At 69.9% G+C, this 26,518-nt stretch carries 25 protein-coding genes; 13 read left to right on the forward strand and 12 right to left on the reverse strand.

Annotation, left to right across the window (positions count from 1 at the left end; genetic code table 11):
• Window positions 1-34: 34 nt before the first annotated feature.
• The 3 genes from H0524_RS18810 to H0524_RS18820 all read left to right on the forward strand — a co-directional run bounded on the left by H0524_RS18810 (window position 35) and on the right by H0524_RS18820 (window position 3,873).
• Window positions 35-865: a hypothetical protein gene (locus tag H0524_RS18810; protein WP_180199820.1), complete on the forward strand. Its 831-nt coding sequence runs from the start codon at window positions 35-37 to the stop codon at window positions 863-865.
• A 215-nt stretch (window positions 866-1,080) separates the two neighbouring features.
• Window positions 1,081-1,518: a carboxymuconolactone decarboxylase family protein gene (locus H0524_RS18815; protein ID WP_018727396.1), complete on the forward strand. Its 438-nt coding sequence runs from the start codon at window positions 1,081-1,083 to the stop codon at window positions 1,516-1,518.
• A gap of 87 nt (window positions 1,519-1,605) precedes the next feature.
• Window positions 1,606-3,873 (forward strand): transglycosylase domain-containing protein, encoded by a 2,268-nt coding sequence (locus H0524_RS18820; RefSeq protein WP_180199821.1) that lies wholly within the window; start codon window positions 1,606-1,608, stop codon window positions 3,871-3,873.
• Between the two features lie 68 nt (window positions 3,874-3,941).
• Here H0524_RS18820 and H0524_RS18825 read toward each other — a convergent pair whose 3' ends face one another.
• Entirely contained in the window at window positions 3,942-4,637 is a 696-nt protein-coding gene (locus H0524_RS18825; protein WP_180199822.1) for an SDR family oxidoreductase, read from the reverse strand.
• Window positions 4,638-4,903: 266 nt separating this feature from the next.
• Here H0524_RS18825 and H0524_RS18830 point away from each other — a divergent pair, with 266 nt between their 5' ends.
• The 3 genes from H0524_RS18830 (at window position 4,904) to H0524_RS18840 (ending at window position 6,914) form a co-directional block, all read left to right on the forward strand.
• Window positions 4,904-5,782 (forward strand): aminoglycoside phosphotransferase family protein, encoded by an 879-nt coding sequence (locus H0524_RS18830; protein ID WP_309225160.1) that lies wholly within the window; start codon window positions 4,904-4,906, stop codon window positions 5,780-5,782.
• A gap of 182 nt (window positions 5,783-5,964) precedes the next feature.
• The gene (locus tag H0524_RS18835) at window positions 5,965-6,732 is read left to right on the forward strand and encodes a DUF5753 domain-containing protein (protein WP_018727400.1); all 768 of its coding nucleotides are present in this window, start codon (window positions 5,965-5,967) and stop codon (window positions 6,730-6,732) included.
• Complete coding sequence (locus H0524_RS18840; protein WP_018223455.1) at window positions 6,723-6,914, forward strand: DUF397 domain-containing protein; 192 nt, start codon at window positions 6,723-6,725, stop codon at window positions 6,912-6,914. Before H0524_RS18835 ends, H0524_RS18840 begins: the two co-directional genes overlap by 10 nt.
• A 77-nt stretch (window positions 6,915-6,991) precedes the next feature.
• On the opposite strand, the gene H0524_RS18845 is transcribed toward H0524_RS18840, so the two are convergent.
• Window positions 6,992-7,867 carry a hypothetical protein gene (locus tag H0524_RS18845; protein WP_180199823.1) on the reverse strand — a complete coding sequence of 292 codons (876 nt, stop codon included), beginning with the start codon at window positions 7,865-7,867 and terminating at the stop codon, window positions 6,992-6,994.
• 138 nt (window positions 7,868-8,005) lie between these two features.
• On the reverse strand, window positions 8,006-10,426 hold the full coding sequence (locus tag H0524_RS18850) for a helix-turn-helix domain-containing protein (RefSeq protein WP_180199854.1): 2,421 nt from the start codon (window positions 10,424-10,426) through the stop codon (window positions 8,006-8,008).
• Window positions 10,427-10,670: 244 nt separating this feature from the next.
• Between H0524_RS18850 and H0524_RS18855 the strand changes: the two genes are divergently transcribed.
• The gene (locus H0524_RS18855; RefSeq protein ID WP_018728803.1) at window positions 10,671-11,480 is read left to right on the forward strand and encodes an RNA methyltransferase; all 810 of its coding nucleotides are present in this window, start codon (window positions 10,671-10,673) and stop codon (window positions 11,478-11,480) included.
• Between the two features lie 43 nt (window positions 11,481-11,523).
• The gene (locus tag H0524_RS18860; protein ID WP_180199824.1) at window positions 11,524-13,314 is read left to right on the forward strand and encodes a PucR family transcriptional regulator; all 1,791 of its coding nucleotides are present in this window, start codon (window positions 11,524-11,526) and stop codon (window positions 13,312-13,314) included.
• On the opposite strand, the gene H0524_RS18865 is transcribed toward H0524_RS18860, so the two are convergent.
• Window positions 13,283-14,656 (reverse strand): hypothetical protein, encoded by a 1,374-nt coding sequence (locus H0524_RS18865; protein WP_180199825.1) that lies wholly within the window; start codon window positions 14,654-14,656, stop codon window positions 13,283-13,285. The two genes, H0524_RS18860 and H0524_RS18865, sit on opposite strands and share 32 nt — an antisense overlap.
• A gap of 86 nt (window positions 14,657-14,742) precedes the next feature.
• On the opposite strand from H0524_RS18865, the gene murD reads away from it, so the two are divergent.
• Window positions 14,743-16,089 (forward strand): UDP-N-acetylmuramoyl-L-alanine--D-glutamate ligase, encoded by a 1,347-nt coding sequence (murD, locus tag H0524_RS18870; protein ID WP_180199826.1) that lies wholly within the window; start codon window positions 14,743-14,745, stop codon window positions 16,087-16,089.
• 78 nt (window positions 16,090-16,167) lie between these two features.
• Here murD and H0524_RS18875 read toward each other — a convergent pair whose 3' ends face one another.
• The 5 genes from H0524_RS18875 to H0524_RS18895 form a co-directional block, all read right to left on the reverse strand.
• Entirely contained in the window at window positions 16,168-17,472 is a 1,305-nt protein-coding gene (locus H0524_RS18875) for a hypothetical protein (protein ID WP_180199827.1), read from the reverse strand.
• On the reverse strand, window positions 17,469-17,774 hold the full coding sequence (locus H0524_RS18880) for a hypothetical protein (RefSeq protein ID WP_180199828.1): 306 nt from the start codon (window positions 17,772-17,774) through the stop codon (window positions 17,469-17,471). Before H0524_RS18880 ends, H0524_RS18875 begins: the two co-directional genes overlap by 4 nt.
• On the reverse strand, window positions 17,771-18,328 hold the full coding sequence (locus H0524_RS18885; protein ID WP_180199829.1) for a hypothetical protein: 558 nt from the start codon (window positions 18,326-18,328) through the stop codon (window positions 17,771-17,773). The genes H0524_RS18880 and H0524_RS18885 overlap by 4 nt, the downstream gene beginning before the upstream one ends.
• A gap of 7 nt (window positions 18,329-18,335) precedes the next feature.
• Window positions 18,336-18,581: a hypothetical protein gene (locus H0524_RS18890; protein WP_180199830.1), complete on the reverse strand. Its 246-nt coding sequence runs from the start codon at window positions 18,579-18,581 to the stop codon at window positions 18,336-18,338.
• A 168-nt stretch (window positions 18,582-18,749) separates the two neighbouring features.
• Window positions 18,750-19,781 (reverse strand): asparaginase, encoded by a 1,032-nt coding sequence (locus H0524_RS18895; RefSeq protein ID WP_180199831.1) that lies wholly within the window; start codon window positions 19,779-19,781, stop codon window positions 18,750-18,752.
• A 131-nt stretch (window positions 19,782-19,912) separates the two neighbouring features.
• On the opposite strand from H0524_RS18895, the gene H0524_RS18900 reads away from it, so the two are divergent.
• From H0524_RS18900 to H0524_RS18910, 3 genes are all read left to right on the forward strand, one after another.
• Entirely contained in the window at window positions 19,913-20,590 is a 678-nt protein-coding gene (locus H0524_RS18900) for a HEAT repeat domain-containing protein (RefSeq protein ID WP_180199832.1), read from the forward strand.
• Complete coding sequence (locus H0524_RS18905; RefSeq protein ID WP_180199833.1) at window positions 20,584-21,594, forward strand: MerR family transcriptional regulator; 1,011 nt, start codon at window positions 20,584-20,586, stop codon at window positions 21,592-21,594. Before H0524_RS18900 ends, H0524_RS18905 begins: the two co-directional genes overlap by 7 nt.
• Window positions 21,595-21,711: 117 nt before the next feature.
• Window positions 21,712-22,455, forward strand: coding sequence for a 3-oxoacyl-ACP reductase family protein (locus H0524_RS18910; protein WP_180199834.1), 744 nt, complete (start codon window positions 21,712-21,714; stop codon window positions 22,453-22,455).
• 94 nt (window positions 22,456-22,549) lie between these two features.
• On the opposite strand, the gene H0524_RS18915 is transcribed toward H0524_RS18910, so the two are convergent.
• On the reverse strand, window positions 22,550-23,389 hold the full coding sequence (locus H0524_RS18915; protein ID WP_180199835.1) for an NAD(P)H-binding protein: 840 nt from the start codon (window positions 23,387-23,389) through the stop codon (window positions 22,550-22,552).
• A 71-nt stretch (window positions 23,390-23,460) separates the two neighbouring features.
• Between H0524_RS18915 and H0524_RS18920 the strand changes: the two genes are divergently transcribed.
• The gene (locus H0524_RS18920; protein WP_180199836.1) at window positions 23,461-24,399 is read left to right on the forward strand and encodes an AraC family transcriptional regulator; all 939 of its coding nucleotides are present in this window, start codon (window positions 23,461-23,463) and stop codon (window positions 24,397-24,399) included.
• Here H0524_RS18920 and tgmC read toward each other — a convergent pair.
• Window positions 24,344-25,564 (reverse strand): ATP-grasp peptide maturase system methyltransferase, encoded by a 1,221-nt coding sequence (gene tgmC, locus H0524_RS18925; protein WP_180199837.1) that lies wholly within the window; start codon window positions 25,562-25,564, stop codon window positions 24,344-24,346. The genes H0524_RS18920 and tgmC overlap by 56 nt on opposite strands.
• Window positions 25,561-26,517: an ATP-grasp ribosomal peptide maturase gene (gene tgmB, locus H0524_RS18930; protein ID WP_180199838.1), complete on the reverse strand. Its 957-nt coding sequence runs from the start codon at window positions 26,515-26,517 to the stop codon at window positions 25,561-25,563. The genes tgmC and tgmB overlap by 4 nt, the downstream gene beginning before the upstream one ends.
• Between the last annotated feature and the right edge of the window lies 1 nt (window position 26,518).

Genomic DNA, 26,518 nt, shown 5'->3' on the forward strand with positions numbered 1-26,518 from the left:
CGTCCCGCACCGCTCGGGCGGAGCGAGGTGACAGATGAAGAAGGCGGACAGGCGACGCCGCTCCTCGGCGTCGGAAGCCGAGACGCACGATCCGGTCGCGCCGCTGGGTACCCGCCGTACCGGTGGCGGGTTCGCGGTGTTGCCGTTCATCGGGGAACCGACGCCGAGGTTGCCGGCTACCGACGCGACCTGGGCGTGGTCGATCCGTCGGCTGGCCCGCGCGGCGGTGTGGCTGCTACCCGCGTACGCGATTCTGTACGGGATCGTCGCGATGGCGAGCGACCGGGGCATCGGCAACGCGCCGTACCCGACCGATGGTCGCCCGCTCTTCCTGGTCAGCTGGCTGCTGGCGACCTGGTTGGGACTGCTCGCGGTACTCGCGCTGACTGGTCTGCTGGCAGCGACCCGGAGTCGACGGGCCGCCGTGGCCGGGCTCTTGTTCAGTATCGCGGGTCTGGTGTTGACGCTGCCGTTCGCCGGCTTGGCCGCGCAGACGCCGGTCTTCGGCACCACCGCCCGGGTCCTGGTTCTGGTCGGCTCCGCCTGCTACAGCCTGGGTTGGCTGGCCACCGGATGGGCGGTCGCCCGTTCCGGCATGTTCAGCATGGGCGACGGCGTGATGTTGATGATCGCGGCGCCGCTGCTCGGCCTGGCGGGTTCGTTGCTTGGTTCGTTGCAGACCTTTGGCGCGATCTTCGCGCTGATCGCCGGCATCGGCATCGGCTACCGCTCCGGCCGCCTGCTGCCACGGGACATCATTCGCGACGTCACCAATGCCAGCCTTCCGACGACGGCGCCGGCGGCGCAGCCGGCGCCGGCCGCCGGTGGCCCGGCCGGGACCGGCGGACCGTTGGCCGCGGGCTGACCCGGCTCCGCCCGGACCGGCGGACCGTTGGCCGCGGGTTGACCCTGGCTCGACAAGGATCACCGCGGGGCTGGCAGGTCTATCGTCGGGCTAGTTTCGGACACGTCGGTACCCTCCCCGGTTCTGCTCCCGCATGGTTGGTGACAGTCCCCTGGGTCCGAAGGGACCCACGTCACTGCTGACAGCGATGAGGGAGCACACCGATGGAAGCGCGCATGCCAAGTCTGACCGGTCCCGACGTGATGACAGCGGTCCAGCATCTCGGTAAGGCGATCCACGCCGGGGGCGTCGCCCCGGGCCTGCTGTCCCTGATTCACCTGCGGATCAGCCAGATCAATAGTTGCAGCCCGTGTGTCTTCGGCGCGGTTCGGTCGGCGCAGGAGGCGGGGGAGACCGCGGAGCGGCTGCACAACCTGACCGCCTGGCGGGATACGCCCTTCTACACCGAGGCGGAGCGGGCGGCCTTCGCCCTGGCGGAGGCGGCCACCCGAATCCAGGACGGGGCACCGGGCGTGACCGACCAGATGTGGGACGACGCCACCGAACACTTCACCGAGGAGCAACTGGGTGCGATAACCCTACAGATCGCACTGGCCAACTTCTTTAATCGCATTAACCACACTATTCGGGAGCAAGCTGGTAAAACATGGTGAATGAGGTGGGGCGCTGCCTAAATGCCCGGTTTGTCCGTCTGAGTGGCCTCGCGGGCAGTTAAACCGGGAATTAGCTGGCAGTAGCCGGTGAATTGGCTGACAGTCGTCGTTCAGGCTGGCTGGTCTGCGCATTTCCTGGCAATCCTGGACGCCATGGCCCTGCCCCGTACGCCGTTGTCTCGGCTGTTCACCGTGCTGCTCGCCGGCCTGCTCGCTGGCCTTGTCCTGGCGGTCACCGTGCTGCCGGGCAACCTGCTGCTCGGGTTCGCGGCCCGCTCGGCGCTCGGGAGCTACTCGTCGCTGCCGGACGTGCTGCGGACCCCGGCCACCCCGCAGCGCTCCTACCTCTACGCCAACGACGGCACGACGCTGATCGCGAGCTTCTACGACGTCAACCGCACCGACGTGGGGCTGGACGAGATCGCGCCGTCGCTGCAGGCGGCGATCGTGGCGGCCGAGGACCGCCGCTTCTACGACCACGGCGGCGTGGACCTGCGGGGGATGGCCCGGGCCCTGGTCGCCAACGTGACCGGCGGCGAGACCTCGCAGGGCGGCTCGACCCTGACCATGCAGTACGTCCGCAACGTACTCAAGACCGATCCCGGGCTGACGGCCGAGGAGCGCGCCGCGGCCACCGAGCAGACCGTCGAACGCAAGCTTCAGGAGATCCGGTACGCCAACGCGCTCGAGCAGCAGCTCAGCAAGGACGAGATCCTCAACCGTTACCTGAACATCGCCTACTTCGGCTCCGGCGCGTACGGCGTTTCGGCGGCCAGCCAGCGGTACTTCGCCAAGACCCCGGCGGAGCTGACCCTCAGCGAGTCGGCCCTGCTCGCCGGCCTGGTGCAGTCGCCCGAGGCGTACAACCCGATCGACGGCGACCAGGAGGCGGCGCTGGACCGGCGGGCGTACGTGCTCGACGCGATGGTCGCCACCGGCGAGATCACCGCTGCCGAGGCCGACACCGCGAAGGTGGAGCCGCTGACGTTGCGCCCCACCTCCCAGCCCAACGGCTGCACCGCCGCGTCCGGTGGTGCGGGCGACTGGGGCTTCTTCTGCGACTACGTACGCCAGTGGTGGCTCACCCAGCCCGCCTTCGGGGAGACCGTCGAGGAGCGGGAGCAGGCCCTGCGCCGGGGCGGCTACACGGTGGTCACCTCGCTGGACCCGGAGCTGCAGGCGACGGCGCAGCAGCAGGTCACCAGCGTCTACGGGTACGACAACGAGCGGGCCCTGCCGCTCGCGGCGGTGGAACCCGGCACCGGCCGGGTGCTCGCGATGGCGGTGAACCGGCACTACAGCCTGGCGGAGAACCCGGCTGGGCAGCCGAACTACCCGAACACGGTGAACCCGCTCATCTCCGGCGGCGGCAGCATCGCCGGCTACCAGGCCGGTTCGACCTTCAAGCTGTTCACCATGCTCGCCGCCCTGGAGGCGGGGATGCCGCTCGCCACCGGCTTCGACGCGCCCAGCCAGCTGCCCACCCGGTACCCGGCCGAGGGCGACGCGAGCTGCGACGGACGCTGGTGCCCGGGCAACGCCAACCCGGCGTGGATGGACGGCTACCGGACGATGTGGGACGGCTTCGGCCGTTCGGTGAACACCTACTTCGTCTGGCTCTCCGAGCAGGTCGGCCCGGAGAAGGTGGTGGAGATGGCGCAGCGCCTCGGCATCACCTTCCGGTCCGACGCGGACGCGGCGTTCGCCGAGAACAACGCCGAGAACTGGGGTTCGTTCACCCTCGGCGTGGCCGCCGCCACCCCACTGGACCTGGCCAACGCGTACGCCACCGTCGCGGCCGAGGGGACGTACTGCGAGCCGCTGCCGGTGGTCTCGGTGACCGCGCCGGACGGCTCGGTGGTGCCGGTCGCACCCTCCTGCGAGCGGGTGCTCGACGCGGAGGTGGCGCGGGCCGCCACCGATGCCGCCCGTTGCCCGGTCGGCCAGCAGTCCTCGACCAACCAGTGCAACGGCGGCACCGCCACCTCGGTGGGCCGGATCCTGGATGGCCGGCCGGTCGCCGGCAAGACCGGCAGCTCCGAAGGGAACGCCACGGAGACCTTCGTCGGCTTCACCCCGCAGGTCGCGGTCGCCGGCATCGCCGCGAACCCCGATGACACCACCGACGCGGTCGGCAGTGCGGTGCAGGCGCGGGTGATCGACGCGGTCGCCGAGGTGATCTCCACCGCTGTGCAGGGGCAGCCGGAGCAGGCGTTCGTCGCGCCCAGCCCGGAGCTGGTCGGTGATCCACGCCGCCCGGTCGAACGGCCTGAGCCGGACCGTCGGCAGCCGGAGCCCGGCGACGACCGTGGTCCCTTCGCCGAGCTGCGTCGTTGGCTTGAGGGCCGGGGCTGAGGCTCCACCGGCTGAATGACGGGCGACGCTTTTGCGGGTGGAACCGGCGGGTGGGCTGCCGTCTCACGTCACGAGCCAGGAATGGCCACGGACACGTCGGTGATCTCCATGTCAGGGGGCGACATGAGCGCTGCCAGCACGGTCCGGGCTACGCTGCGCGGCTGGATATACGCCTGCGCCACGTACTCGGTGCCCTCCTGCCGACGGATGGCCTGCTGCATCTCGGTGGCTGTCCTGCCGGGGTAGACGCTCGTCACGCGAATCCCGTGGGGGCCCTCCTCCGCGCGCAACGCCTGCGCGAGTGCGCGGGCCGCGTGCTTGCTCGCGGAGTATGCGCCCCACCCGGGGCTGGTGCGAAGGCCCTGACCGGAGTTGACAAAGACCACCTGGCCGCGCGCAGTCCGGAGCGCAGGCAACAGACAACGGGTGAGCTCAGCCGGGCCTGCCACGTTGACTTTGTACTGTTCCATCCAACTGCTGGCCTCGGAGTCGGCGATGGAGCCCAGCTGGGCCAGACCCGCGCTGTGCACGAGACCATCGATGGGGCTGTCTCTGGCGGCCAGCGCGGATCCGTGAGCGGCGATGCCCTCCACGTCAAGCAAATCGAGCACAAGGGTCTCGCATCCGCCCAGTCGCCCGGCCGCTGCGTCGAGACGCCCGCGGTGGCTACCCACCAGGACCAGTTGATGCCCCTCCTCATGCAGCAGTTCCGCGACGGCCCCGCCGATGCCGCCAGTGGCCCCGGTAATCACATATCTGCCCATCAGGCCCCCGTCAGCCGAAGAAGTGGTAGCGGTCGAGTCACCCTCCGCCATCCGGGCCGCAATCTCCGCGTGGCATTCTCGTTCGGAGAATTGGTCGGCGTACGCGTCACGGAGGGGTATGTGGCCAGAACCTACCTCAGCGATGGTGAGACGGTCACCGAGGACATGCCGGCGCGCGGTGAGCTCCGGGCATACAAAGCCGGAGCGCTGGGCGAGCACCAACAGCGCGGGAACACCGGAGGGAAGGGACGGCTGGGCTCTGGGTGGTGGCGGTACTCAACGGAGAGGGTTACCCGACGATGTCGGCAGCAGCGGTGCCACCTGCGGTGGCAGCGGCCAGGTCGATCGCCTCGGCACTGGGTTTGAGAGCCGACGACGCGGTCGTCCTGCAGGAGTCGAACCGGCTCACGCTGCGCCTGCTGCCCTGCGATGTCCTAATCCGAGTGGGCGCTGGCGGGCATCAGGAGGCGCGGCTCGAAATCGAGCTTGCGCAACAGCTCGCGGATTTCGGGAGCCCGGTGGCTGTTCCTGACCCTCGGGTCGAGCCCCGCGTCTACCCGCAGAATGGCTACGCGGTGACGTTCTGGACCTACTACGAACCGGTGGCATCCGCGGTGGTTTCCCCGGTGGACTACGCGAGTGCGCTGCACCGGCTGCACGCCGGCATGCGTACGCTCGAGGTCCCCACGCCGCACTTCACGGACCGCGTCCGGCAGGCCCAGGAACTCGTGGCGAGCCGCCATCGCGCGCCGCTGCTCACCGATATGGACCGCGAACTTCTTGGCAACGCATTACGCGGCTTGAGCCGGGCCGTCCGCGAGCACGGCAGCGCCGAGCAATTACTGCACGGCGAGCCGCACCCGGGTAACGCGTTGGCGACAAAGGGTGGGGTGCTGTTTATTGACTTGGAGACGTGCTGCCGGGGACCGGTCGAATTCGACCTCGCCCATGCGCCCGAAGAGGTCGGCGAGCACTATCCCGGGGTCGACAAGGGTTTGCTCCGCGAGTGCCGGATCCTGGTGCTGGCGATGATTACCGCATGGCGTTGGGATCGAGCGGATCGACTTCCCAATGGCCGCCAGCTCGGCGCGGATTGGCTTCGCCAGCTGCGCGCAGCACTCGACAGTCTCGACAATCTCGGCTGACCAGCCGACCGAACTTCCACACCCATTCCGGGTACGGATGCCCCGCCCGTGCCTCCGTCGAAATTTGGGTCTTCCCCCAACACGCCTCCATGACGCACACTCTGTCAACACGCCATGGGATGAAGACACAGCATTTGTGCACGTTGTTGGGACGTCCGAGAACATCCTTGAATGGAGGCAGGATGAACTATGCATTGCAGCGGGCCATGGTGGAGGCGGGGGAGACCGCGGAGAGCCTGGCTGCCCAGACCGGTGTTGACCCGAAAACTGCGGCGCGTTGGATTACGCCGGGACGGATTCCGCGGCCCCGTCGCCGCCTGCAGGTGGCCACTATCCTCGGTCGGGAGGTCGAGGAGCTCTGGCCCGATGTCGTCAAACGTCGCGAGCCGGAGTGGTTGCGGGAATGGGTTGACTGGGAGCGTGAAGCGGTCGCGGTGCGCTGGTTCGAGCACACCTGGATTCCCGGCCTGCTCCAGACGGAGGATTACGCCCGCGCAACCCTCGCCGGCGAGGCACTGACCCCGGGCGAGGTCGACGAGCTCGTCGCCTCCCGGATCAGTCGACAGGCCATCCTCCGCACCGACCGCCCCCCGCTGCTGACCGCCGTCATCTTCGAGGGGGTGCTCTACCAGTCGGCCTACGGCGACCGCCGGCTGATGCGCGAACAGCTTGAGTTTCTCGCCGAGCGCGCCACCGACGACACGGTGCAGGTCCACCTGGTGCCCAAGGACATCGGGATGTATCCGGGGCTTGGCGGCGGCTTCATCCTCGCCGAACTGCCCGAGGTCGAGCACGTCGCCCACGTCGACAGTCAGGCGCCCGCGCAGATCCTCCGACAGGCTGCCGACGTTGCTACCCTGAGCCGAAGGTGGGAGCGCATCAGGGGCGAATCCCTCCCCCGAGCTTCCTCCTTGGAGCTGATCAGAGAAGCGGCGGGATCATGGACTTGACCGGTGCGCGATGGCGCAAAAGCAGCAAGAGCGGCAACAACGGTGGCTCGTGCGTTGAGGTCGCCGACAATCTCCCCGGCGTCGTCGGCGTCCGGGACTCCAAGGACCCGGCCGGGCCGGCGCTGGTCTTCGGCCCGGCGGCGTGGCGGGCCTTCGTCACCCGACTCCCCGACGGCAGCTGACCGACCCGACACCGACGTGCCCGCCCCCGAGGGGCGGGCGCGTCGTTTCTGGAACCGGTGTCACCGGTCGACGGGGGTCACGGGTTGTGGGTCACCTCGAAGCCCGCACCGTAGATGTCAGCGGGGTCGGCGGCGTCTCGCGCGCGAAGGTCGGCGAGGATGTTGGCGGAGCTGGTGTACTGGTACCACGGAATCTGAAGACTTCTTCCCTTGGTGACGCCAGCCCACGGCCCTTCGGCCTGGAATCCGTTCTCCTCGGACGGGTAGGCGCTGCCCGGCACGTGCCAGATCGTCGGACCCCCCGAGTCGCCTGCCTGGTGTTGGGCCCAGGACCGGTAGATGCCATCCGTATTGTGAGTTATGCCGGCATACCAGACGCCAAGCTGGCCCGAGACGATGATTTCATTGCTGCTGAGCCACCCGGCACCGAGGAGCCGTTCGTTATCCAGCGCGGGACTCAATGCGTTCGGGCTTGCCGTGCCGCCCGGGACCTCCACTTCACCGGTCTGCTTCAGGTACGGGCCCTGCGCGGAGGGTGTCACCTCCGGAACCAGTTCGATGACCATGTAGTCCTTGGTGGGGTGACCCGTCATCGATCCATCCGGGTCTTTGAAGTAGCGAATGTATCCGATCGGTCCAAACGCTATGTCCTGTCGATGGTAGACGGGGATGACGTTTTCGGGGATCTCGCGGTCGGAGTAGTTCGGATCGCTGAGGCAGTGCCCGGCCGAGATCGCGATTGTTCGACCGTAGTCGTCGGAGCCCACCGCTCCGATGGTGCAAAAGTTGTCGGGTGTGAAGGGGCTCAGAACGAACTGTATCCCATTATGGATGCGCTTTTCTGACTCCGCGTGGGCGGTGCCAACGCCGAGAGTGCTGCCGAGTAGCAGTCCCACGGAAACTGCACCAAGCCATCGAGTACGCATTCGCCGGGCAAACGGCAGGGCTCGCATGTGGACCTCCTTGTGGTCGAGTGTCATTCCACCGTACGACACATGCTGTTGGTGGAAATCAATTGCAAGATTGCTCACGAATGGCTAGCCATCTATGCCCGCGTGGTGTAGGGCGCGGGTGAATGTGGATGGTGGTACCTACCGCTTGCGGTAGGAGTGGTTGAGGTGCTCCTGAAGCCGGAAATGGCGGAACTGATAGACCGCACCGCTCTGCCGGAGTACGCCGCGGTGGTAGGCGTGTTCCAGAAAGGCAATCGTGTTCCACGGCAGCCGGCCGGTCAGCGGGAGCCACACCCGGCACAGGATCACCCACTGCCCCCAGGCGGTGAAACAGAACGCGTACGACAAGGCGCTACCCAGGCCACCGGCGGCACCGATGAGCAACGCGTCGGGCAGTTCCCAGTTCAGTGGCCCGAGCGGCCCCTGGAGCAGGTTGACGACCAGCCGTCCACCGAAGGCGATGGTCAGGGCGAGCGCGGGGGCGAGGATGAGGACCTGTTGGCCCACGGTCGCCCGGTTCGCGGACAGGAAGTGGACCGGAGTGGCGGCGAAGGAAACGTCCACCGGCACCTCCAACGCGGCCAGGAGCCCGAACACCAGCCCGACCGCCAAGCCAAAGATCAGCCCGAAGACCAGCATGTTGATGAGGGTGGCCCGGATCGTTTCGGGACTCGTGGGCGGGGTTTCCCAGTACCGCGCCCGTACGACGGCGACGGCGACGGCGCAGCCGACGCCCATCACGAATCCGCCCAGCAGGACAACCGCGAACCGGAGCGTGAACGCCCGGGCCGGCGGGCGGGCGCTGCCGCTTCGGCCGCGACGCAGCCGGAGCCGCACGTGGGCCGGTTGGAAGGTGCCGCCGAAGGCGAGAATCGCCGCGTAGACAGTCCCGAACGCGAGGCCGGCCGACAGGCCCATCATGGCCCCTTCCATCAGGATCTGCCCAGGGCTGACCTGGGCCGCGACCAGTCCGACAGTCCAGGTTGACCCGGCGATACACAGCGCGGAGACCACGGTCGCGACTCCGATCCGCGTCGAACGACGAAGGGAGTCACCGAGCTGCCACCACGCGAGGTCTCGCCGGAGTTGGTGGGGCCGCACCAACTGGTGGGCGAGGTAGCCGAGCCAGTGCGCCGCGCGCTGCGGGTCCCAGGCCTGCCGCCAGCGGCCACCGGCGTTGCGCCCAGGCAACGACGGTCGGTACACCGTCGAGACGAAGCCGGCCAGCAGGTGCTTCTCGACGGACTCCGCGCTGGGGAATCGGGTGCTGTCCAGGAGTTCGACCGGATCGCGGTGCGGTGCCTCGCTGTACATCGTCCGCGCCAGGGCGACCATCAGGGGGGTGGTCAGTACCGTCGTGAGGACCCCGCCCGCCGGGGACTGCCGGGTCTGCAGCTGTTCCAGTACGGGATCCCACCCCGCCCCGGTCTCGCCGCGGCCGGCCGGGCGGGCGGTTCGGGGTAGGTAGGCCGTGAGATCGTCGAGGGTGAGGTCAACGAGTTCGATGCCCGCCGCCCAGTTCAGCGGCGCCCCGGCTCTCCGCACCGCGTCGGCGTACTCGTCCCGGCGGCTCGTCAGCACCAGCGGCAGTGAGGTCGCGTTGAGGGCTTCGAGCGCATCCCGCCGTAGACCTTCGGCGATCTCGTCAAACCCGTCCAGTACGGGCAGGATGAGATCGGCGTCGACCAGTGCGGCGGCCAGCGTCGGCCCGCCGGGAGTCCGGCGGGCCAGGTGTGGGTGGTCCCGCAACAGCTGACCGACCAGCCAGTCCCGCAAGGTGGCGGCCGTCGCGTCCCAGGTGCCGATGTTGAAGATCAGCGGCACCCGATCGGGAAGGGAAAGCGTCGCAAGGAAGTCCAGGACAAACCTGATCAACAGGATCGACTTTCCCGAACCCGCCCGACCCAGGATCACCAACCGTCCGGACCGGATCCTCCCGTAGACCTCGGCGATACGGTGCAGCTCACCACCAAGGTCCAGCTCACCACCAAGGTCCAGGTCACCACCAAGGTCCAGCTGTGCCGTAGCTCCCGGTGGCAGGCGCTGGACGTTCGCCGGGTAGTCCATCAGCGATTCGGGGGCCGACCGCCAGCGCAACGGCAACGGAAACGGGTCGTGGACCTGGCGCTGCTCCTCCTCACGTTGCCACCCCCGCCGGGCTTCCCTCGCCAACGCGCCCGCAGCCGCCAGCACGGCGGCCGACGGTGCCGACACGGGAGCCCGATCCGACGGTGACCGGGGTGGTTCGCCCGCCGACCCGCTTGGGCCAGGACCCGCGGGTAGGGCCTGAGCCATGGCCGCGGCCGGGGTGTCGGCTCTCGCCAGCATCGTCGCCAGGTGCTCGCGGTCCGCGGACCCGAGCTCAAGGGCGTCAGCCAACAGGTTCAGCGTTCCCAAGCGGTGATCAAGGTTTGTCGCCGACTCCAGGCGGCGAATCGTGCGGACACTCACACCAGATCGTTCCGCCACCGCCTCCTGTGTCAACCCCGCTTGATTCCGCAGTTGGCGCAAGAGCGGTCCGAGTTGATCCGTCACCTCGCAGCTCCTCCCCAGGTGCAGCCATCGATCAGCGTAACGATAAGCCCCGGTCACCGATGGCCGGTGCGATGTCCTGTCGCGGCAACCCGGGCGGATGTCATCATCCGCGCCGCCGGATCCGGCGCCGCCCGATCCGCGCGCCGCCGGGGGTGGGCGCGACCCCCGCCACCTACGCCGCGCCGGTTGCGCCACCAGCTGGGGCGCTCCTCGGGCGGGGCGGGCGGGTGGACGGGGCGCCGTCCGCGTCGTCCGGCAGAATCGTCCGGTGCCCGTCCACCAGATCACCGACCCCGACGACGACCGGATCGCCGACTACCGCGCCCTCACCGACGTGGAGCTGCGGACCCGCTGGGAGCCACCGCACGGACTCTTCATCGCCGAGGGCGAGTTGGTGCTGCGGCGTGCGCTCCGCGCCGGCTACCCGGCGCGGTCCTACCTGGTGGACGCCAAGCGGGTGGAGCAGATCGCTGACCTGGACAACGGCGACGCCCCGGTCTACGCCGCCACCCCGGACGTGCTGCGCCAGGTGACCGGCTTCCACGTACACCGGGGGGTCCTGGCGTCGTTCCGTCGCCGGCCGCAGCCGACGGCGGCCGACGTGCTCGCCACCGCCCGCCGGGTGGTAATCCTCGAAGATGTGAACAATCACACCAACCTCGGGTCGATCTTCCGGGCCGTCGCCGGGCTCGGCGTGGACGCGGTGCTGCTCTCCCCGACCTGCGCCGACCCCCTCTACCGCCGCAGCGTCCGGGTCAGCATGGGGGAGGTGTTCGCCGTGCCCTACGCGACCCTCGGCCCCTGGCCCGACGCGCTCGCCGAGGTCCGCGCCGCCGGCTTCTCCGTGCTGGCCCTGACCCCCGCCCCCGACGCGGTGCCGATCCAGCGCCTCGAACCGGCCCAGCGGGCCCGGGCGGCGCTGCTGCTCGGCGCGGAGGGCGCCGGCCTGACCCGGGAGGCGATGAACGGCAGCGACGTCCGCGTGGTGATCCCGATGCGCCGCGGCGTCGACTCCCTCAACGTCGCCGCCGCCACCGCCGTCGCCTGCTGGGAACTCGGCCGGGACGACCCGCTCTGACGGGAGCTGAGTGACCAACGTCATACGAGGTAGCGTGTCGCCCGTGTTCCCCACCATTCGGGAAGTGCTCGCACTGGAGCCGGTGCGCTCCGGCGCGCCCCGCCTCGTCGCCGGTGAAGCCGCATTGGACCGACGGGTCCGCTGGGTGCACGTGGCCGAGGTGCCCGACATCGCCTCCCTGCTCGGCGGCTCGGAACTGGTCCTCACCACCGGGATCGGGCTGCCCGCCGACAACGCCGGGCTGCGGGCGTTCATCGCGGACCTGGCGGCCGTTGGCGTCGCCGGCCTCGTCGTCGAGCTGGGCCGCCGCTACTTCGGCGGGGTGCCCCGGGCGATGGCCGCCGCCGCTGCCCGGCACGGGCTGCCCCTGGTCGAGCTGCGCCGGGCCACCCCGTTCGTGCGGGTCACCGAGGCGGTGCACGCGCTGATCGTGGACGCCCAACTGACCGAGCTACGCGCCACCGAGGAGATCCATCAGCGCTTCACCGAGCTCTCGATGGAGGGCGCGGGACCGGGGGAGGTGGTCCAGCAGGCGGCCGAACTCTCCGGCTGCGCGGTGGTGCTGGAGAACCTGTCCCGGCAGGTGCTCGCGTACGACCCGGCGGGGGGCAGCGCCGCCCTGCTGCTCGACGGCTGGGAGCAGCTCTCCCGGCGGATAGCACCAGCGGGCCGGACCGCGTACGACGGGGACAACGGCTGGCTGGTGACCATGGTCGGCGCCCGGGGGCAGGACTGGGGGCGGCTGCTGGTGCGGTGGCTCGGTGCCGGCGCGGCGACCCCCGGGGACCGGCCGGACACCCCGCCCACCCGACTGACGATCCTGGTGGAACGGGCGGCGTCCAGCCTCGCCCTGGGCCGGCTGATCCGGCGCGACGCCGAGGGCCTGGAACGGCAGTTGCACCGCACCCTGCTCGCGGCCCTGCTCGACCACTCCCGGCCGGTGGACGAGGTGGCGCTGCGGGCCCGCGCCCTCGGCGTGCCGTTGGCGGGGCGGCACCTGGTGGGCGTGGTGGTCCGGTATCGGGCCGACGATCCGGCGCCGGCCCGGCCCGACGAGGGTGGTCACCTCACCGGGGGAGGCCAGCGGGCGGGCTCGGCCCGGCCGCGGGAACTCGCCGAGGCGGTCGGCCACGCCGTACACGAGGCGCAGCTGACCGCGTTGACCAGCGCGCTCGACGACCAGACGGTCGGCGTGCTACTCGCGTTGCCGGACCCCTCCGGGGAGGAACGGGCGCTCACGGCCTTCGTCACCGCCCTGGCCCGGGCCCGCCCGGACGTGTTCCCCACCGACGTCAACGGGCGCCGGGGCAGCGGGCGGAGCCCGGGTCGCCCCGACCCGGCCGGCACCGCCGTGATCGGTGCCGGCTCGGGCGTGGGCAGTCTGCGGGAGGCGCGCCGCTCCCTGGTCGAGGCGCGGCAGGTGGCCGAGGCGGCCCGCCGGGACCGGCGGGACCTGCCGATCTACCGGCTGCCGCACGTCGGGCTCGCCGGCCTGCTGCACCTGCTGCGCGACGAGCCGTCCCTACAGACCTTCGTCGAGCGGGAGCTGGGCGCCCTGCTCTCCTACGACGCGCAGCACCCCCGGGAGCAGCTACTCGGCACCCTGCGCGCATACCTGGAACAGGGCCGCAACAAGTCGGCCGGCGCCGTCGCCGCGCACCTGTCCCGCCCGGCGTTCTACGAACGCCTCGCCCGGATCGGTCGGATCCTCGACGTGGACCTCGACTCGGTCGACGCCTGCCTCGGTCTGCACGTGGCCCTGCTGGCGCTGGACGCGATCCGCCGGCCCGTGGCGGCCAACGTCACCCGGGCAGGTGCCGAACCCGTTCGGTGAGGGAGTCGAGGGCGTCGGCGTACCGGGCGGGGATGAAGTTGGGCCCCTCCGGCGTGAAGACGGCCGAGCTGGCCGCCGTCTTCCAGGCCGACTCCGGGACCGCCTCGACCAGCGCGCGTACCACCGGTGCCTCGCGCCACTCCGGCTGCTCCGCGAGCAGGCTGAGCGCCACCACCGACTCCTCGACCTCGCCGACACACTCGAACGGCTTGTGCCCGTCCACGCCCAACAGCTCCCGGTAGCCGGGTAGCTGCGCCGGGTCGGCCAGCAGGTCGCCACCGAAGACCCCGGTGATCCGCTCGCGGGACATGAACGGCGCCAGGGCGAGGAAGACGAACCGGCACTTGGGGCAGTCCCGGCACCAGCGATCACTCGCGCCGCGCAGCTTGAACGCCGCGTTGCAGCTGGTCACCACGGCGTCGTACCCGCCGATCTGGGCGAAGAGCCGGGCGATGTGCAGCTCCGAGAGCTGGCGCAGCAGGGAGAAGTACGGGTCGGTGAGACCGGCGTGCTCCGCCAACGCCCCGCGCAGTAGCCCCTCCGCCTCGATGCCCTTGGACCACTGGTGATTGATCTGGTGCCCCTCCCAGACCAGGTTCGGGTCCGAGGCCGAGCGCTCGTTGGACATCACCACCGGGCCCAGCCCGTTCAGCACCGAGGTGGCCACCGCGATCAGCGAGTTGATCGCGGTCACCGGAATGTGGCCGTTCAACGCACCGGCGGCGTTCAGGTCGAACAGCACCGGGTCGATGCGCCGCCGTGCCGCCAGCGCCGGCAACCCGGAGGCGACGTTCACCGCCTCGATCACACGGTTGGGGTTGACCGAGAACGGCAACGGGTCCAGCCCGTCCCGGCGCAGCGCCTCCAGGCTGACGATCGAGTCCTTGCCGCCCCCCACCGCCGACAGTGGTCGCCGGTCGCCGGTGTCGTACCCGACGGGTGGGGTGACCTCGCCGGCGGGCACCTCGGGGCGCAGCCGCAGCACATGCGGCAGCGCGTTGCGGTACGCGTACTCGCCGAGGCCCTTGGTGTAGACGGCGGTGACCAGCGCGACGGCGGCCGGCCCCAGCGGAGCCGGCAGCACCAGCCGGTGCGGGGCGGCGGTCTTGTAGTAGCTGACCCCGGCGATCACGTGCAGCAGCTCCAGGACCCGCCCCAGGGTGGCTACCCGCTCATCCGAGGGAGGTGACGCGGGCAGCGGGAGGGTGATCACCTCCGTGAAACGTTGCTCGCCGTCCGGCCCGGTGAGGGCGTAGTCGAACAACGCCTCCCCGGTGGACAGGTCGAAGGAGTAGGACGGGAAGGTGAAGGCGTCCATCCGCCGCAGCTGCTCGTTGGGCACACGCCATACTAGGCCCTGGTTCGTCCGCCGTGCCCGAGTGCGCCCGGACCGCCCACCGACGTCGTCGATATTCCGAGGGAGAGCCCGTGCGCCTGTCTGACCTGCGCGGACGCAAAGTCGCGGTCTGGGGGACCGGCCGGGAGGGACGAGCGGCGGTGACCGCGATCGCCGCGCACGGCCCGGCCGACCTGGTCGCCGTGGACGACGGCGGCGCGCCGGTCAACCCGCCCTGGGACGGTTTCCTGGCGACAGCGGCACCGTTGGTCACCGGCGATGCGGGGGCGCAACGGCTGGCCGCCGCCGACGTGGTGGTCCGCTCGCCGGGCGTGCCGAATACCCACCCGTGGCTGGCCGAGCTGCGGCGACGCCAGGTGCCGGTCACCCAGGGCACCGCGCTCTGGATGGCCGACCACGCCGCCCGTACCGTCGGCGTCACCGGCAGCAAGGGCAAGAGCACCACCTCCAGCCTGATCAGCCACCTGCTCGCCGCGATGGACCAGCCCAACGTCTTCGGCGGCAACATCGGGGTGCCGACGCTGGACCTGCCCGCGGCCGACCTCTACGTCCTGGAGCTCTCCAGCTACCAGTGCAGCGACCTGACCGACTCACCCCGCGTCGCCGTGGTGACCGCGCTCTTCCCCGAGCACCTGGACGCCCACGGCGGCGAACGGGAGTACTACCGCGACAAGCTCAACCTGCTGGCCCACGGCCCGGAAACCGTCGTGGTCAACGGCGCCGACCCCCGGCTCGCCGCCGAACTCGGTGACCGGCCCGTCGTACGAGCCGGCACCCCCGACACCACCCAGGTGGCGGGCGGTCCGGACGGTACGCCCTGGTTCCACCTCGGTGACCAGCCGCTCTTCCCCCGGGCGGTGCTGCCGCTGGTCGGACGGCACAACGAGGGCAACCTCTGCGTGGCGCTGGCCGTACTCGACGTGCTCGGCGTCGACCTGCTCGCCCGCCGGGACACCCTGGCGGCGGCCGTCGCCGGGTTCCAGGGTCTCGCCCACCGGCTCACCGAGATCGTTGACCCGTCCGGTCTCACCTTCGTCGACGACACCCTCGCCACCAGCCCGTACGCGGCCATGCACGCGATCGACGCGTACGACGGGCGGGCGCTCACCGTGATCGTCGGCGGTGCCGACCGGGGGCTGGACTACACGCCGCTGCGCGATCACCTCGCCGAGCGGGAGATCACCGTGATCGGCGTACCGGACAGCGGGGCGCGGATCGTCGCCGCGCTGGACGGGTTGCCGAAGGTCCGGTGCGAGGTCACCGGCGATCTGGTCGAGGCGGTTCGGCGGGCCCGCCGGGTCACGCCGGCCGGCGGGGTGGTGCTGCTGTCGCCGGCGGCGCCGAGCTACGGGCGGTTCCGGAACTTCGAGCACCGCTCCGAGGTCTTCGCCCAGGCGGTCCGCGACACCGCCGACTGAGGGGCGGATCAACGGGCGCTCCGGCTGGGCCGCTGTGCCGCAGGTTTGCGTGGCGAATTTGAGCTGAGTGCTGGTTGGTCAGACGTTGGGCCGGTCCGGTCGTGGTGCCCAGGTGATGCGGTCGGTCCACGCGCTGGCACCGACCTCGGTAGCCGGGAACGGCGTCGCATCGTGGCTGCGGGTGCCGAGGTCTGGGCGTTCCTTGCGTTCCTGCTCCTCAACCCGGATGAGGCCAGTCATGGCGTCGGCGTGTCGTCTTTCCGCATCGAGTAGGAAGGACGTGAAGGTCTGCACAGCGCGAAGGAATCCTTCCTCCGGGTTGGTGCAGGCGGAGAAGGGACTGTTGACGGCATCGAGGTAGCTGTCCAGGGCGGTGATGAGGGTGCTGATGTGTTCGTAGCCGAGGGCGGCGTAGGCGTTGCGGAGGCCCTCGAGCATGGTGGCGGCGCGTGTGCCTTCGTCGGCCAGCCAGCGGGCCTGCGCCTCGAGTTGGGTGAGGTAGGTCGTCGCGCGGCTGGCGTACTGGGCAAAGGCTTGGGAAGCGCTGCCTTCCCAGTAGAGCTTGAGGTTGGCCGCCTCACCGGCCAGCTCGGCGGACAGTTCGCTGTAGGTGTTGGCGACAGAGTGGATCAGGTCGGCACGGTTGTGGATGATCGGGGGCACCGATCGCCAGGCATGGATCATGAGGTCGGTCAGCGGAAGTAGGTCACCGGTGCCCAGCCGGATCAGGAGACCCTCGAGTTGCAGCAGGGTGCTCCGATGTTCCTTGATGAAGGTGTCGAGTTGGTCGCCACTGCCGTTCTCGTAGTAGGTGGTGCGCCCGCCCTCGAAGCTGAAGTCGCTATAGATGGTCAGCGGTTCTTCGACGACCCGGGTGTGGGGCAGCATCTCGGCGCGGGTGGCGGCAAGTCGTTCGTTGTCGTCGGGGATCGCCAGGATGGGGGTGTCGCCCGGCTGCGGTCGATGAGCTGGCGGTGCGATGATCCCGGCTCCGCCGGTGCGGACGCGGATCGGGTTGCCGTAGCCGGCGCCGAGGGGCAGGTAGGGCTGCAGGTCCCGGTTGGCTACGTCGAAGGTGGTTGCCACCTGTAGGTCGGTGCCTTCGTAGTCCGCGGCGATCTGGAGTAGCCCGTCGGCCATTCGTTCCATCTCGTCACGGGCCTGATCAGCCTCGGCGGTCCGGTTGCGGAGTGCGTCAACCCAGTCTCGGTGGAGCCGGTCGGAGATGCCGTCGAGGGTGCCCCACGCCGAGCGGGGCACGGATCCGATGTCGGTGAGATAGCGGCGGATGGCGCTGTAGGTGGTGCCATCCTCGTAGCGTTCCCGACCGAAGGCCACCAGGGCCTGCGTCTCAACGGTAAGGGCGGAGATGTCGGTTTTCACTGCGTCTGCTCCTGGCTATCCGAGGGCTTGGGCGGCGTGAACTCCTCGACGCCCAGCGACGAGCCGAAGTAGTCGATCCGGAGTTGCTGGTACTGCCGTCGATGGTCGGCGACCGCAGCTATCAGCGCGGTGCGGATCTCGGCGGCAACCTCCTCTTCGGTGCAGCGGCGCAGCAGGCCGGGGCGGATGCGCACATCAAGATCCCCGTCGTGGTGGCGGACAACTTCCACCCATTGATTGGTGGAGAGACCGACGGCCCGGATGCGGGAGACATCGGCGAAGTATCGGGTCAGACTGTTCACCGGGTGCCTTCGTCCGTCGTCAGGGCCATCGAGAAGTCAGCGATCCGCTGCACGGTGTCGTCGGTGTAGGAAAAGGTCTGCTCTTCGGACCGGTCGGGGCCGGTCAGCGAGGCTAGGACGTGGGTGTAACGCTGCTCCGAGGCCACGTAGACGGTGGTGAGGACCTTGTCGTTGATCCGAGTCGAGCAGAATCTCGACGCCCGGTACTGCTCGGCGCCCGGGAAAGGAATCTCTTCGCCGAAGCAGGTGCTGCCCGTGACTCCCTTTTGCAGCATCGTGGCATCGCCACCATCAACGATACTTATCCGAACTTCGCCCATGTACGCCTGGTCGGCGGAGGTCAAGTCGAACTCGCAACGCCGGATATAGGGCACGTTCGACTCGTCGTGAGTCACCGTCCAAGACCCGGGCACCGTGTCCGGCAGCATCGTGGCCACCTCGTCGCAGGTCGGCAACGCGGCTCGCTCGCTCCACGGTGCCCACTGCCACAATCCGAGGATTCCCAGACCCAGGGCAGCGACGGTGGTAACCGCTACCAGCCGCTTTCTTCCCACCGGCTACTCACCTCCAGCCAGGGCGACGGTGGTCCTGACCAGACTGGTCATCCTGGGTCTGCTGTTGCAGGTGGGCCAAGGCCAACCGGGCTGCTGCCCGTACCTGCCGGGCCAGCGACTCCTCGGTGTGGCGGTGCAGACTCCGTACCCGCACATCCACCTGCCCGTCGGGCGAGGCGATGATCCGGATTGTGTGATCCGGCGAGTGCACGTCTGCGCCAGGCTCGACGTGCACTCGGGAGTCGGTCGTCATCGGACCGATGTCTTTCCGGTAGTGCCTGCCGGCTGGTTTCCGGATCGGAACCTGGGGGTTTCGAGTCGTACGGGGCTCATCCAGATGATCATACCAAGGTTGATCAGTGTCTGCTCATTCCATAAAGGAGTAGGCGGTGAGCAATCCCTTTATCGAATCCGCCCGACGTCAGGGGTGCTGGGCCCAGGGCCAGTGGGCGGGCTCTCCGGTGCCACCGGCGGCGGCGAACCCGGCGGCGATGATGTCGTGGTCGGCGCCGGCGGCGAGCAGGGTGTGCAGCAGGATGCGGGCCTTGTAGCTGTCGAGGAAGCCCGCGCCGATCAGTCCCCGCTGCCGCAGGTCACTCTCCGAGCCGGGGAAGGCGTAGGTGGCTTCCAGGACCGGCCCGGCGCCGATGCGGGAGGTGAGCACGACCGGGATCGTCGCCGCGAGGGCGGTGAGCTGGTTGATGAGCAGTTGGGGTACGTGGCCGACACCGAAGCCGGCCACGACGAGACCGTCCAGGTTCTCGGCGCCGGCCAGCAGGGCTCCGTCGTCGCCGACGGTGACGGTGTGCAGCCCGACCCGGGGTGTCCGGGTGACCGCCGCCAGCGGCACGGTCAGCCGGTGGGGCGGGTAGGCGAGCAGCCGAACCGCGCCTTCGACGACGCGGCCGAGCGGGCCGGCGTTCGGCGAGCGGAAGGTGCCGCCACTGGTGGAGTGCGTCTTGCGGACGTACCGCGCGGCGTGGATCTCGTCGGCGAAGACCACCAGCGCGCCGAGGCCACGGGCGGTGGGGCTGGCGGCGGTGTGGATCGCGGCGAGGACGTTGGCCGGCCCGTCGGCACCGGCCTGGGTCGGGTTGCGCATCGCCCCGGTCACCACGATGGGCGCGTCGCCGCCGTGCAGCAGGTCGAGCAGGTAGGCGGTCTCCTCGATGGTGTCGGTGCCCTGGGTGATCACGACGCCGTCCACGTCGCCGGTCGTGGTGCGTTCGGCGATCAGGGCGGCGAGCGCGGTGAGGTCGTCGAGGCGCAGGGAGGCGCTCGGCAGTTGGCAGAAGGTCTGGACCTGTACGTCGATGCCGGTGTCGGCGGCACCGGGGACGGCGGCGATGAGGTCTTCGGCGGTGAGGGTCGGCACGACGCCGCCAGCGCCGCCGGTCATGGCGATCGTGCCGCCGAGGGAGAGCATCAGCACCGCTGTCGGCTGCTCCGTCACCGCACCTCCTCGTCCGGGTGTGCCGGCGGCAGCCTGTCACAGTTTCCAGGTGAAGCCGAGGCGGCTCGACCGATCCGCTTGACCTTGACACCGTGACAAGGTCTTGACTGTGCCGGGAGGTGGTACTACCCATGAACCCGGTCCCGAACACCCACCGTGCGGTGGCGGCCCTGAGCGCCGAGGCGTCGTCAACCCGGCTGCAGGCGGCCATGCTGCTCGGCAGACACCCCGACCCGAGTGTTGTCACCGTGCTGGTGCGGCGGTGCGCGGTCGAGCCGGACTTCTTTGTGCGGGACATGCTCACCTGGGCACTCACCCGCCTGCCGGAGGCGGTCACGCTGCCCAAACTCCGCGCCGAGCTCACGTCTGAGCAGGCCCAGGCCCGTAGTCAGGCCCTGCACTCGCTCTCCAAGATCAACAACCCGAGCGTGTACCCCTCGATCGCCGGGACCCTGCTGCGCGACCCCGACGACGAGGTCGCGCGGACCGCCTGGCGGGCCGCTGTCGCTCTCGTCCCCGAAGAGCAGGAGGAGGCGTTGGCCGCGGAGCTGGGCAGCCAGCTCGGTCGCGGGGGCCGGGACCTGCGGCTGAGCCTCAGCCGGGCACTGGTCGGCCTCGGTACGGCTGCCCTGCCGGCCCTCGCCGTCGGCGTCGACCGCCCGGAGCCAACGACGCGGGAACACGCCCACGCCGCGCTGCTGCTACTACGTGACCCGGAGGCCGACTACGACGAGCTTGTCGAGGAGGCGCGACGGCTCGCCGCCGACAAGCTGGACCCGGTGGGGAGGGAGAAGGCACCGCCATGCTGATCGGCGACGTGGCCCGCCGCTCCGGAGTGAGCACCCGCATGCTGCGGCACTACGACTCGCTGGGGCTGGTACGACCGACCGGTCGCACCTCGGGTGGCTACCGAGAATACTCGGACGAGGACGTACGGCGGCTGTTCCAGGTGGAGGGCCTGCGATCACTGGGGCTGTCGCTGCGCCAGATCGCCCGGGCGCTCCAGGGCCCCACCTGCACGCCCGCCGGTCTGGTCCGCGACCTCATCCGCTGGACCGAGGAGCGGCTGGACCGGGAACGGGAGCTACTCGACCGGCTGCGTACGGTCGCCGCCGCGGCGCCCACGGGATGGGCGGACGTCCTGCGTATCACCGAACTCATCACCGGGCTCGACTCACCCAGCGCCGCCCTGCGCCAGCGGAGCGCCCTGGCCCCCGCCGCGGAGGTGCGGGTCCCCGCCGAGCTGCTGGCCGGCGCGGTCCTCGCCGAAGCTGACCCGAATGTGGCCGGCGCGCTGCGCTGGGCGCTCGGACGGGCGGACGGTGACGCCCTGGCAACCCTGACGTCCGGCGCCCGCTCCGAGAACGTGGACACCCGCCGCCGCGCGATCCAGGCGATCACCGAGTTGACCGGTGACGAGGCGACCGTGGTGCTCGTGGACGCCCTCGACGACCCGGACCCGATGGTCCGCCGACACGCGGCCCTGGCGCTGGGTGCGCACGGCGAGGTGGCGGCCGTGCCCGCCCTCGTTGACCTGGTAATCGAGGGCGGGCACGACGTCGAGGCGGCCGAGCACCTGGGTGCCCTGGCCACGGACCCAGCCCGCGCTGAACAGATCGTGAGTGCGCTCGCCGAGCAACTCGCCGCCCCCACCACGGACTCCGCCGCCCGCAGCCGCCTCACCCAGGCCATCCTGGAGTTGCCTCGCACCGTCGCGCAGCCCGTACTGCGACGGTTGTCCCGCGACGATGACCCGGTGGTGGCATGGACCGCCGCGGCCTATCTGGAAGACGAAGACGCCACGTCGCGTTAAGGGGTGGTGCTCGGCACTTCTCGGCCGAAAACGCGACGTCGGATTACCGCCAGACTCCCTGCCCGCAGCATGTGAACCTAACTTTGTTCACGAACACGACAGCAGAGATGAGCGAACATGAGTGCGGTACTTGGCGGCAAGGTGGCATTCGTGACCGGCGGCAGCCGTGGCATCGGCGAGGCCGTGGCGCTGAGGCTGGCAGCGGACGGCGCCGACGTCGCGTTAACCTACCGGGACAGTGCGGAGCGCGCGGCGGATGTCGTCGACCGGATCAAGGCGCTGGGGCGCCGGGCCTGGGCGGTCCAGGCTGACAGTGCAGACCCGACTGCTGTGCGCACGGCCGTGGATCAGGCCGTCGCGGAGTTCGGGCGGCTCGACATCGTGGTCAACAACGCGGGGATTCTGGTGCGTGGTCTGGTCGAAGACATGTCACTGGAGGACATCGACCGTGTGTTGAGCGTCAATGTTCGGGCACCCTTCGTGGCTTCCCAGGCGGCGGTACGGCACATGACCGAAGGCGGAAGGATCATCAATATCGGCAGTTGCCTGGCCGAGCGGGTGCCGCTCCCCGGTGTCTCGCTGTATTCGACGAGCAAGACTGCGTTGATCGGCCTGACCAGGTCGTTGGCCCGCGAGCTGGGTGCCAGGGGGATCACCGCCAACCTGGTCCATCCCGGGCCGACGGAGACCGACATGAACCCCGCCGACGCCGAGGGCGCCGATGTGCAGCAGAGCTTCACCGCATTCGGTCGTTTCGGCCAGTCGTCGGACGTCGCCGCGACCGTCGCCCACCTCGCGGGTGACGCTGGTCGCTATGTCACTGGTGCCGCCATCGCTGTGGACGGTGGCTTCGCCGCTTGACCCTGGCGGCGACTCCGCCGCTGGATCCACCCGGATCGACTCAGGCCGCTGTCCTCAGCGGCGTGGCCTGAGTCGATCCGCATGGCACCGCAGGTTATGCCCCGCCCCAGACGCCGGTGGCCGCGGTGCTCGTGGCGTAGTCGGCGAAGTCGCGCGGCGGCCGGCCGAGGGCCCGCGCAACACCGTCGCTCAGCCGGGCATTGCGCCCGTCCAGCAGGGTCGTGAAGAGGTACGTCAACAACTCGATCGTGCCAGCCGGGACACCGGCGGCGGCGAGTCCGTCCGCGTACTCCTCGGGGGAAACCCGTACGAAGTTGATGGTGCGACCCGTGGCTGTGGAGATCTCGGCGATCGCCTCGCCGAAGGTGAGTAGCCGGGGCCCGGTCAACTCGTAGAGCTGACCGGCATGTTTGTCATCGGTCAGCGCCGCCACGGCCACCTCGGCGATGTCGTCGGCGTCCACGAACGGCTCGGGTACGGGCCCGACCGGGAGAACGACCTCACCGCCGCGGACCGGCTCCAGGAGGTAGTCCTCGCTGAAGTTCTGGTTGAACCAGCTCGACCGCAGGACCGTCCACTCCACGCCGGCGGCCTGGACGTGCTCCTCGGCGGACCGGGCAATCTCCTCCCCGCGACCGGAGAGCAGCACCAGCCGGGAGACCCCGGCCGCCACCGCGAGATCGGTGAACGCGGAGACTGTCTTGAGCGCGCCCGGCGCGGAGAGGTCCGGGTGGTAGGAGAGGTAGACGGCGTCCACGTCCCGCAGGGTCGGTGCCCAGGTCGCCGGGTCGGTCCAGTCGAAGGGCTGTCGGGCGGTGCGGGAGCCAACCCGCACCGGTACGCCCTGATCCCGCAGCTGGGCCACGATGCGTCGGCCGGTCTTTCCGGTGCCGCCGAGGACCAGGGTGCGCTGCTGCTTCCGTTGGTCTGTCATACGCCCAGTGAAGTGCGCCAGTCCGAGACGGGACATAGCTGATCCGCGCGAGCTTGTGTTCAATCGTCTACATGGACGCAGTCGTAGCTCTCCTGGATGGACCCCGAGCCCAGGGGGCGTTCCTGTTGCGCTCGGTCCTGACCCCGCCGTGGTCCCTGGCGATCCGGGACGAGGCGCCCCTCACCCTGGTGGCCCTGGTCCGGGGTGACGCTTGGGTCGCGCCGGAGGAGGGTACGGCGATCCGGCTGAACCCGGGGGACGTCGCGATCGTCCGCGGCCCCGCGCCGTACCGGGTGACCGACGACCCTTCCACGGCACCACAGGCCGTCATCCATCCCGGCCAACGCTGCACCGGCCCGGATGGTGGAGAACTCTGCGGAATGAGCGAGTGGGGGGTGCGGACCTGGGGCAACAGCGCGGACGGCCCGACGATGCTGCTGACCGGCACGTACCCGATGTGGGGTGCGGTCAGCCAACGGCTGCTGACCGCACTGCCGCCGCTGCTCGTCGTGCCCGGCGACTCCTGGGACTCTCCGTTGATCCCACTGCTGGCCGACGAGATCGTCAAGGACGACCCCGGTCAGGAGGCGGTTCTCGACCGGCTGCTGGACCTGCTGCTCATCGCGGTACTGCGGGAATGGTTCGCCCGTCCCGGTGTCGAGCCCCCCGGCTGGTACCAGGCGCATAGCGATCCCGTCGTCGGCCCCGCCCTGCGAATGCTGCACCACGAACCGGCCCGGCCGTGGACCGTGGCGTCCCTGGCCGCCGAAACCGGAGTCTCCCGGGCGGCGCTGGCTCGGCGGTTCACCGCGTTGGTTGGTGAACCGCCCATGTCCTATCTGACCGGCTGGCGGTTGAGCCTCGCCGCCGACCTGCTTCGGGAGCCGAACGCCACCGTCGGCGCGGTCGCCCGCCGGGTCGGCTACGGCAGCTCCTTCGCGCTCAGCACCGCCTTCAAGCGCCGCCGTGGCGTGAGCCCCCGTGCGCACCGTGCGGCCGCTGGGCGGTAGCAGTTCGAGGGCGATCCTGAGGGTCGAGGGTCCAGGTGTGTGGTCGGTCAGGTGTGTCGATCCAGAGGGTGTGGGTGCCGTTGCGGTCGATGGTGAGGCCCAGGTGGTCGTGGGTGGGGCGGCCGGCGTCGGCCCATCGGCGGCAGGCGTTGGTTACCGCGTTCCAGATCTGGCGTGGTCCGCCTTGCGCGACGGTGACGGTCGAGCCTTGGGCGTGGATTCGGGCCCAGGAGCCGGTGTCGGCGTCGACGAGGCAGTGGACCTCTTCCCCGTCGGGGAACAGGGTGCAGTGGTAGATGCTTGGTTCGGCGAGGCGCCACCAGAATTCGCCGTGCGGGTCGCCGAACAGCGCGACGTCGCGGTGGTGGCCGGGTGATGTGGTGCCGGTGCTACCCATGCACAGTGCCACCGTGTCTGCGACGGTCGGTCCGACGGGTCCGTCGGCGGGTCGGGCCTCGATGAATGCGGCTACCTGCGGGAGGAACCGGCCGTGACCCGCTCCGGTATCGTCGACTTGGAGTGGTACGACGCCGTAGGACAGGTTGGCCAGGACCAGCCCGCCGGGTTTGGTTTGTCGTAGCCAGGCGGCTGGGACTCGGCGTACGGAGCAGGTGGCGATCAGTCGGTCGTAGGGTGCGCTTGCTGGGTATCCGGCCAGGCCGTCCGCGGCGACTACGGTTGGCCGGTAGCCGGCGTCGGTGAGGGCGGTGGTGGCGGTGGTGACCAGGTGCGGGTCGATGTCGATGGAGGTGACCGCCGTATCCCCGAGCAGGTGGGCGAGGAGGGCGGCGTTGTAGCCGGTGCCGGTGCCGATCTCCAGCACGGTCATGCCGGGTTGCAGGTCGAGGGCTTCCAGCATCACCGCCATCACCCCGGGCTGGGTGGATGAGCTGGTCGGCCGCCCATCGGCGGCGATTTGGGTGACGATGGCTTCGTCGCCGTAGACGGCGGCGACGTAGGCGTCCTGGTGTTCCGGTCGGGTGGCGTGCAGCACATCACCGACCTGCCCCTGGGCGTCGACGTTGTAGACGGCGGGGGCGAACGGGTGGCGGGGTACCGACGCGAACGCGCCGGCCACGGTGGGGTTGGTCAGATGTCCTGTGGTGTGTAGTCGGGCGACGAGGTGTTGTCGTCGTTGCCGGTATCCGGCGTCGGTGAGAGTCACGGCGTCTCCAGGTACTCGGCGATAGCGGCGGCGATGGGTAGCCCCGTCTCGGCTTCGATCCAGGCCCACTGGCCGCCCGGGTTCACTTCTAGAAACACGTAGTCGCCGGTCGGGGTGACGATCAGGTCGATCGCGGCGAACGCGAGTCCCAAGGCGTTGGTCAGGGACAGGAGTTGGTCGGTGAGCGTGTCGGGCAGTGTGACCGGCGTGTAGGTGAGGTTCTCGTAGTCGGTGCGCCAGTCGATGCGGGCGGCGTCGGAGTGCGCGTCGATGCGGGCGGCGAACACACGCCGTCCGATGGTGGTGACGCGTAGCTCGTGGTCTTTCGGTATTTGGTGTTGGAAGAGGTGCGCGGTGCCGGTGACCGAGTCGGTGATTTGCTCGGCGGTGACTGGGGTGGTGGCGAGTGCCATCAGGTGTCCGGTGTCGGTGTCGAGGTAGGGGCGAACGTGTAGTGGTTTGTAGATCGCCGCGTTGGGGGCGGCGGCGATGAAGGCCCGCGCTGCCTGCGCCTCGTTGGTGATCAGTGTGTGGGGGGTGGTCAGGCCGCAGCGGGCCGCGACCGCGAGTTGCACGGGTTTGTAGTCGGCTGCCGCCATGCGGTGGGGGTGGTTGACCCACCGCACTGGCAGCGCCGCCACCAGGCCACCGAATCCCACCCGGGCTTCCTGGGTGGCCCACCGCCGTTCGTAGTCGTCGAGGCCATCGGCTAGCCGGAACGGGCCGGGCCGCCGGTAGTACACCGCAGTGACACTTTCCAGCCGGGTTTGCCGGTGCGCGTCGGCCAGGACGCCGGACCAGCCGCCCTGGTCGCCGTTCTCCGCGGTCAGGCTGAGGAGCTGGGGGAAGTCGCCGGTGTCGACGCGATGTACCTGCGCATCCCGGTTGTGTAGCGCGGTGATGACCAGGTCGGCGGTTACGTCGTGGGGCTCGGTCAGTACCAGGATCGTCACG

The organism is Salinispora sp. H7-4 (genome assembly GCF_013416675.1).
Taxonomy (GTDB): Bacteria; Actinomycetota; Actinomycetes; order Mycobacteriales; family Micromonosporaceae; genus Micromonospora; species Micromonospora vitiensis.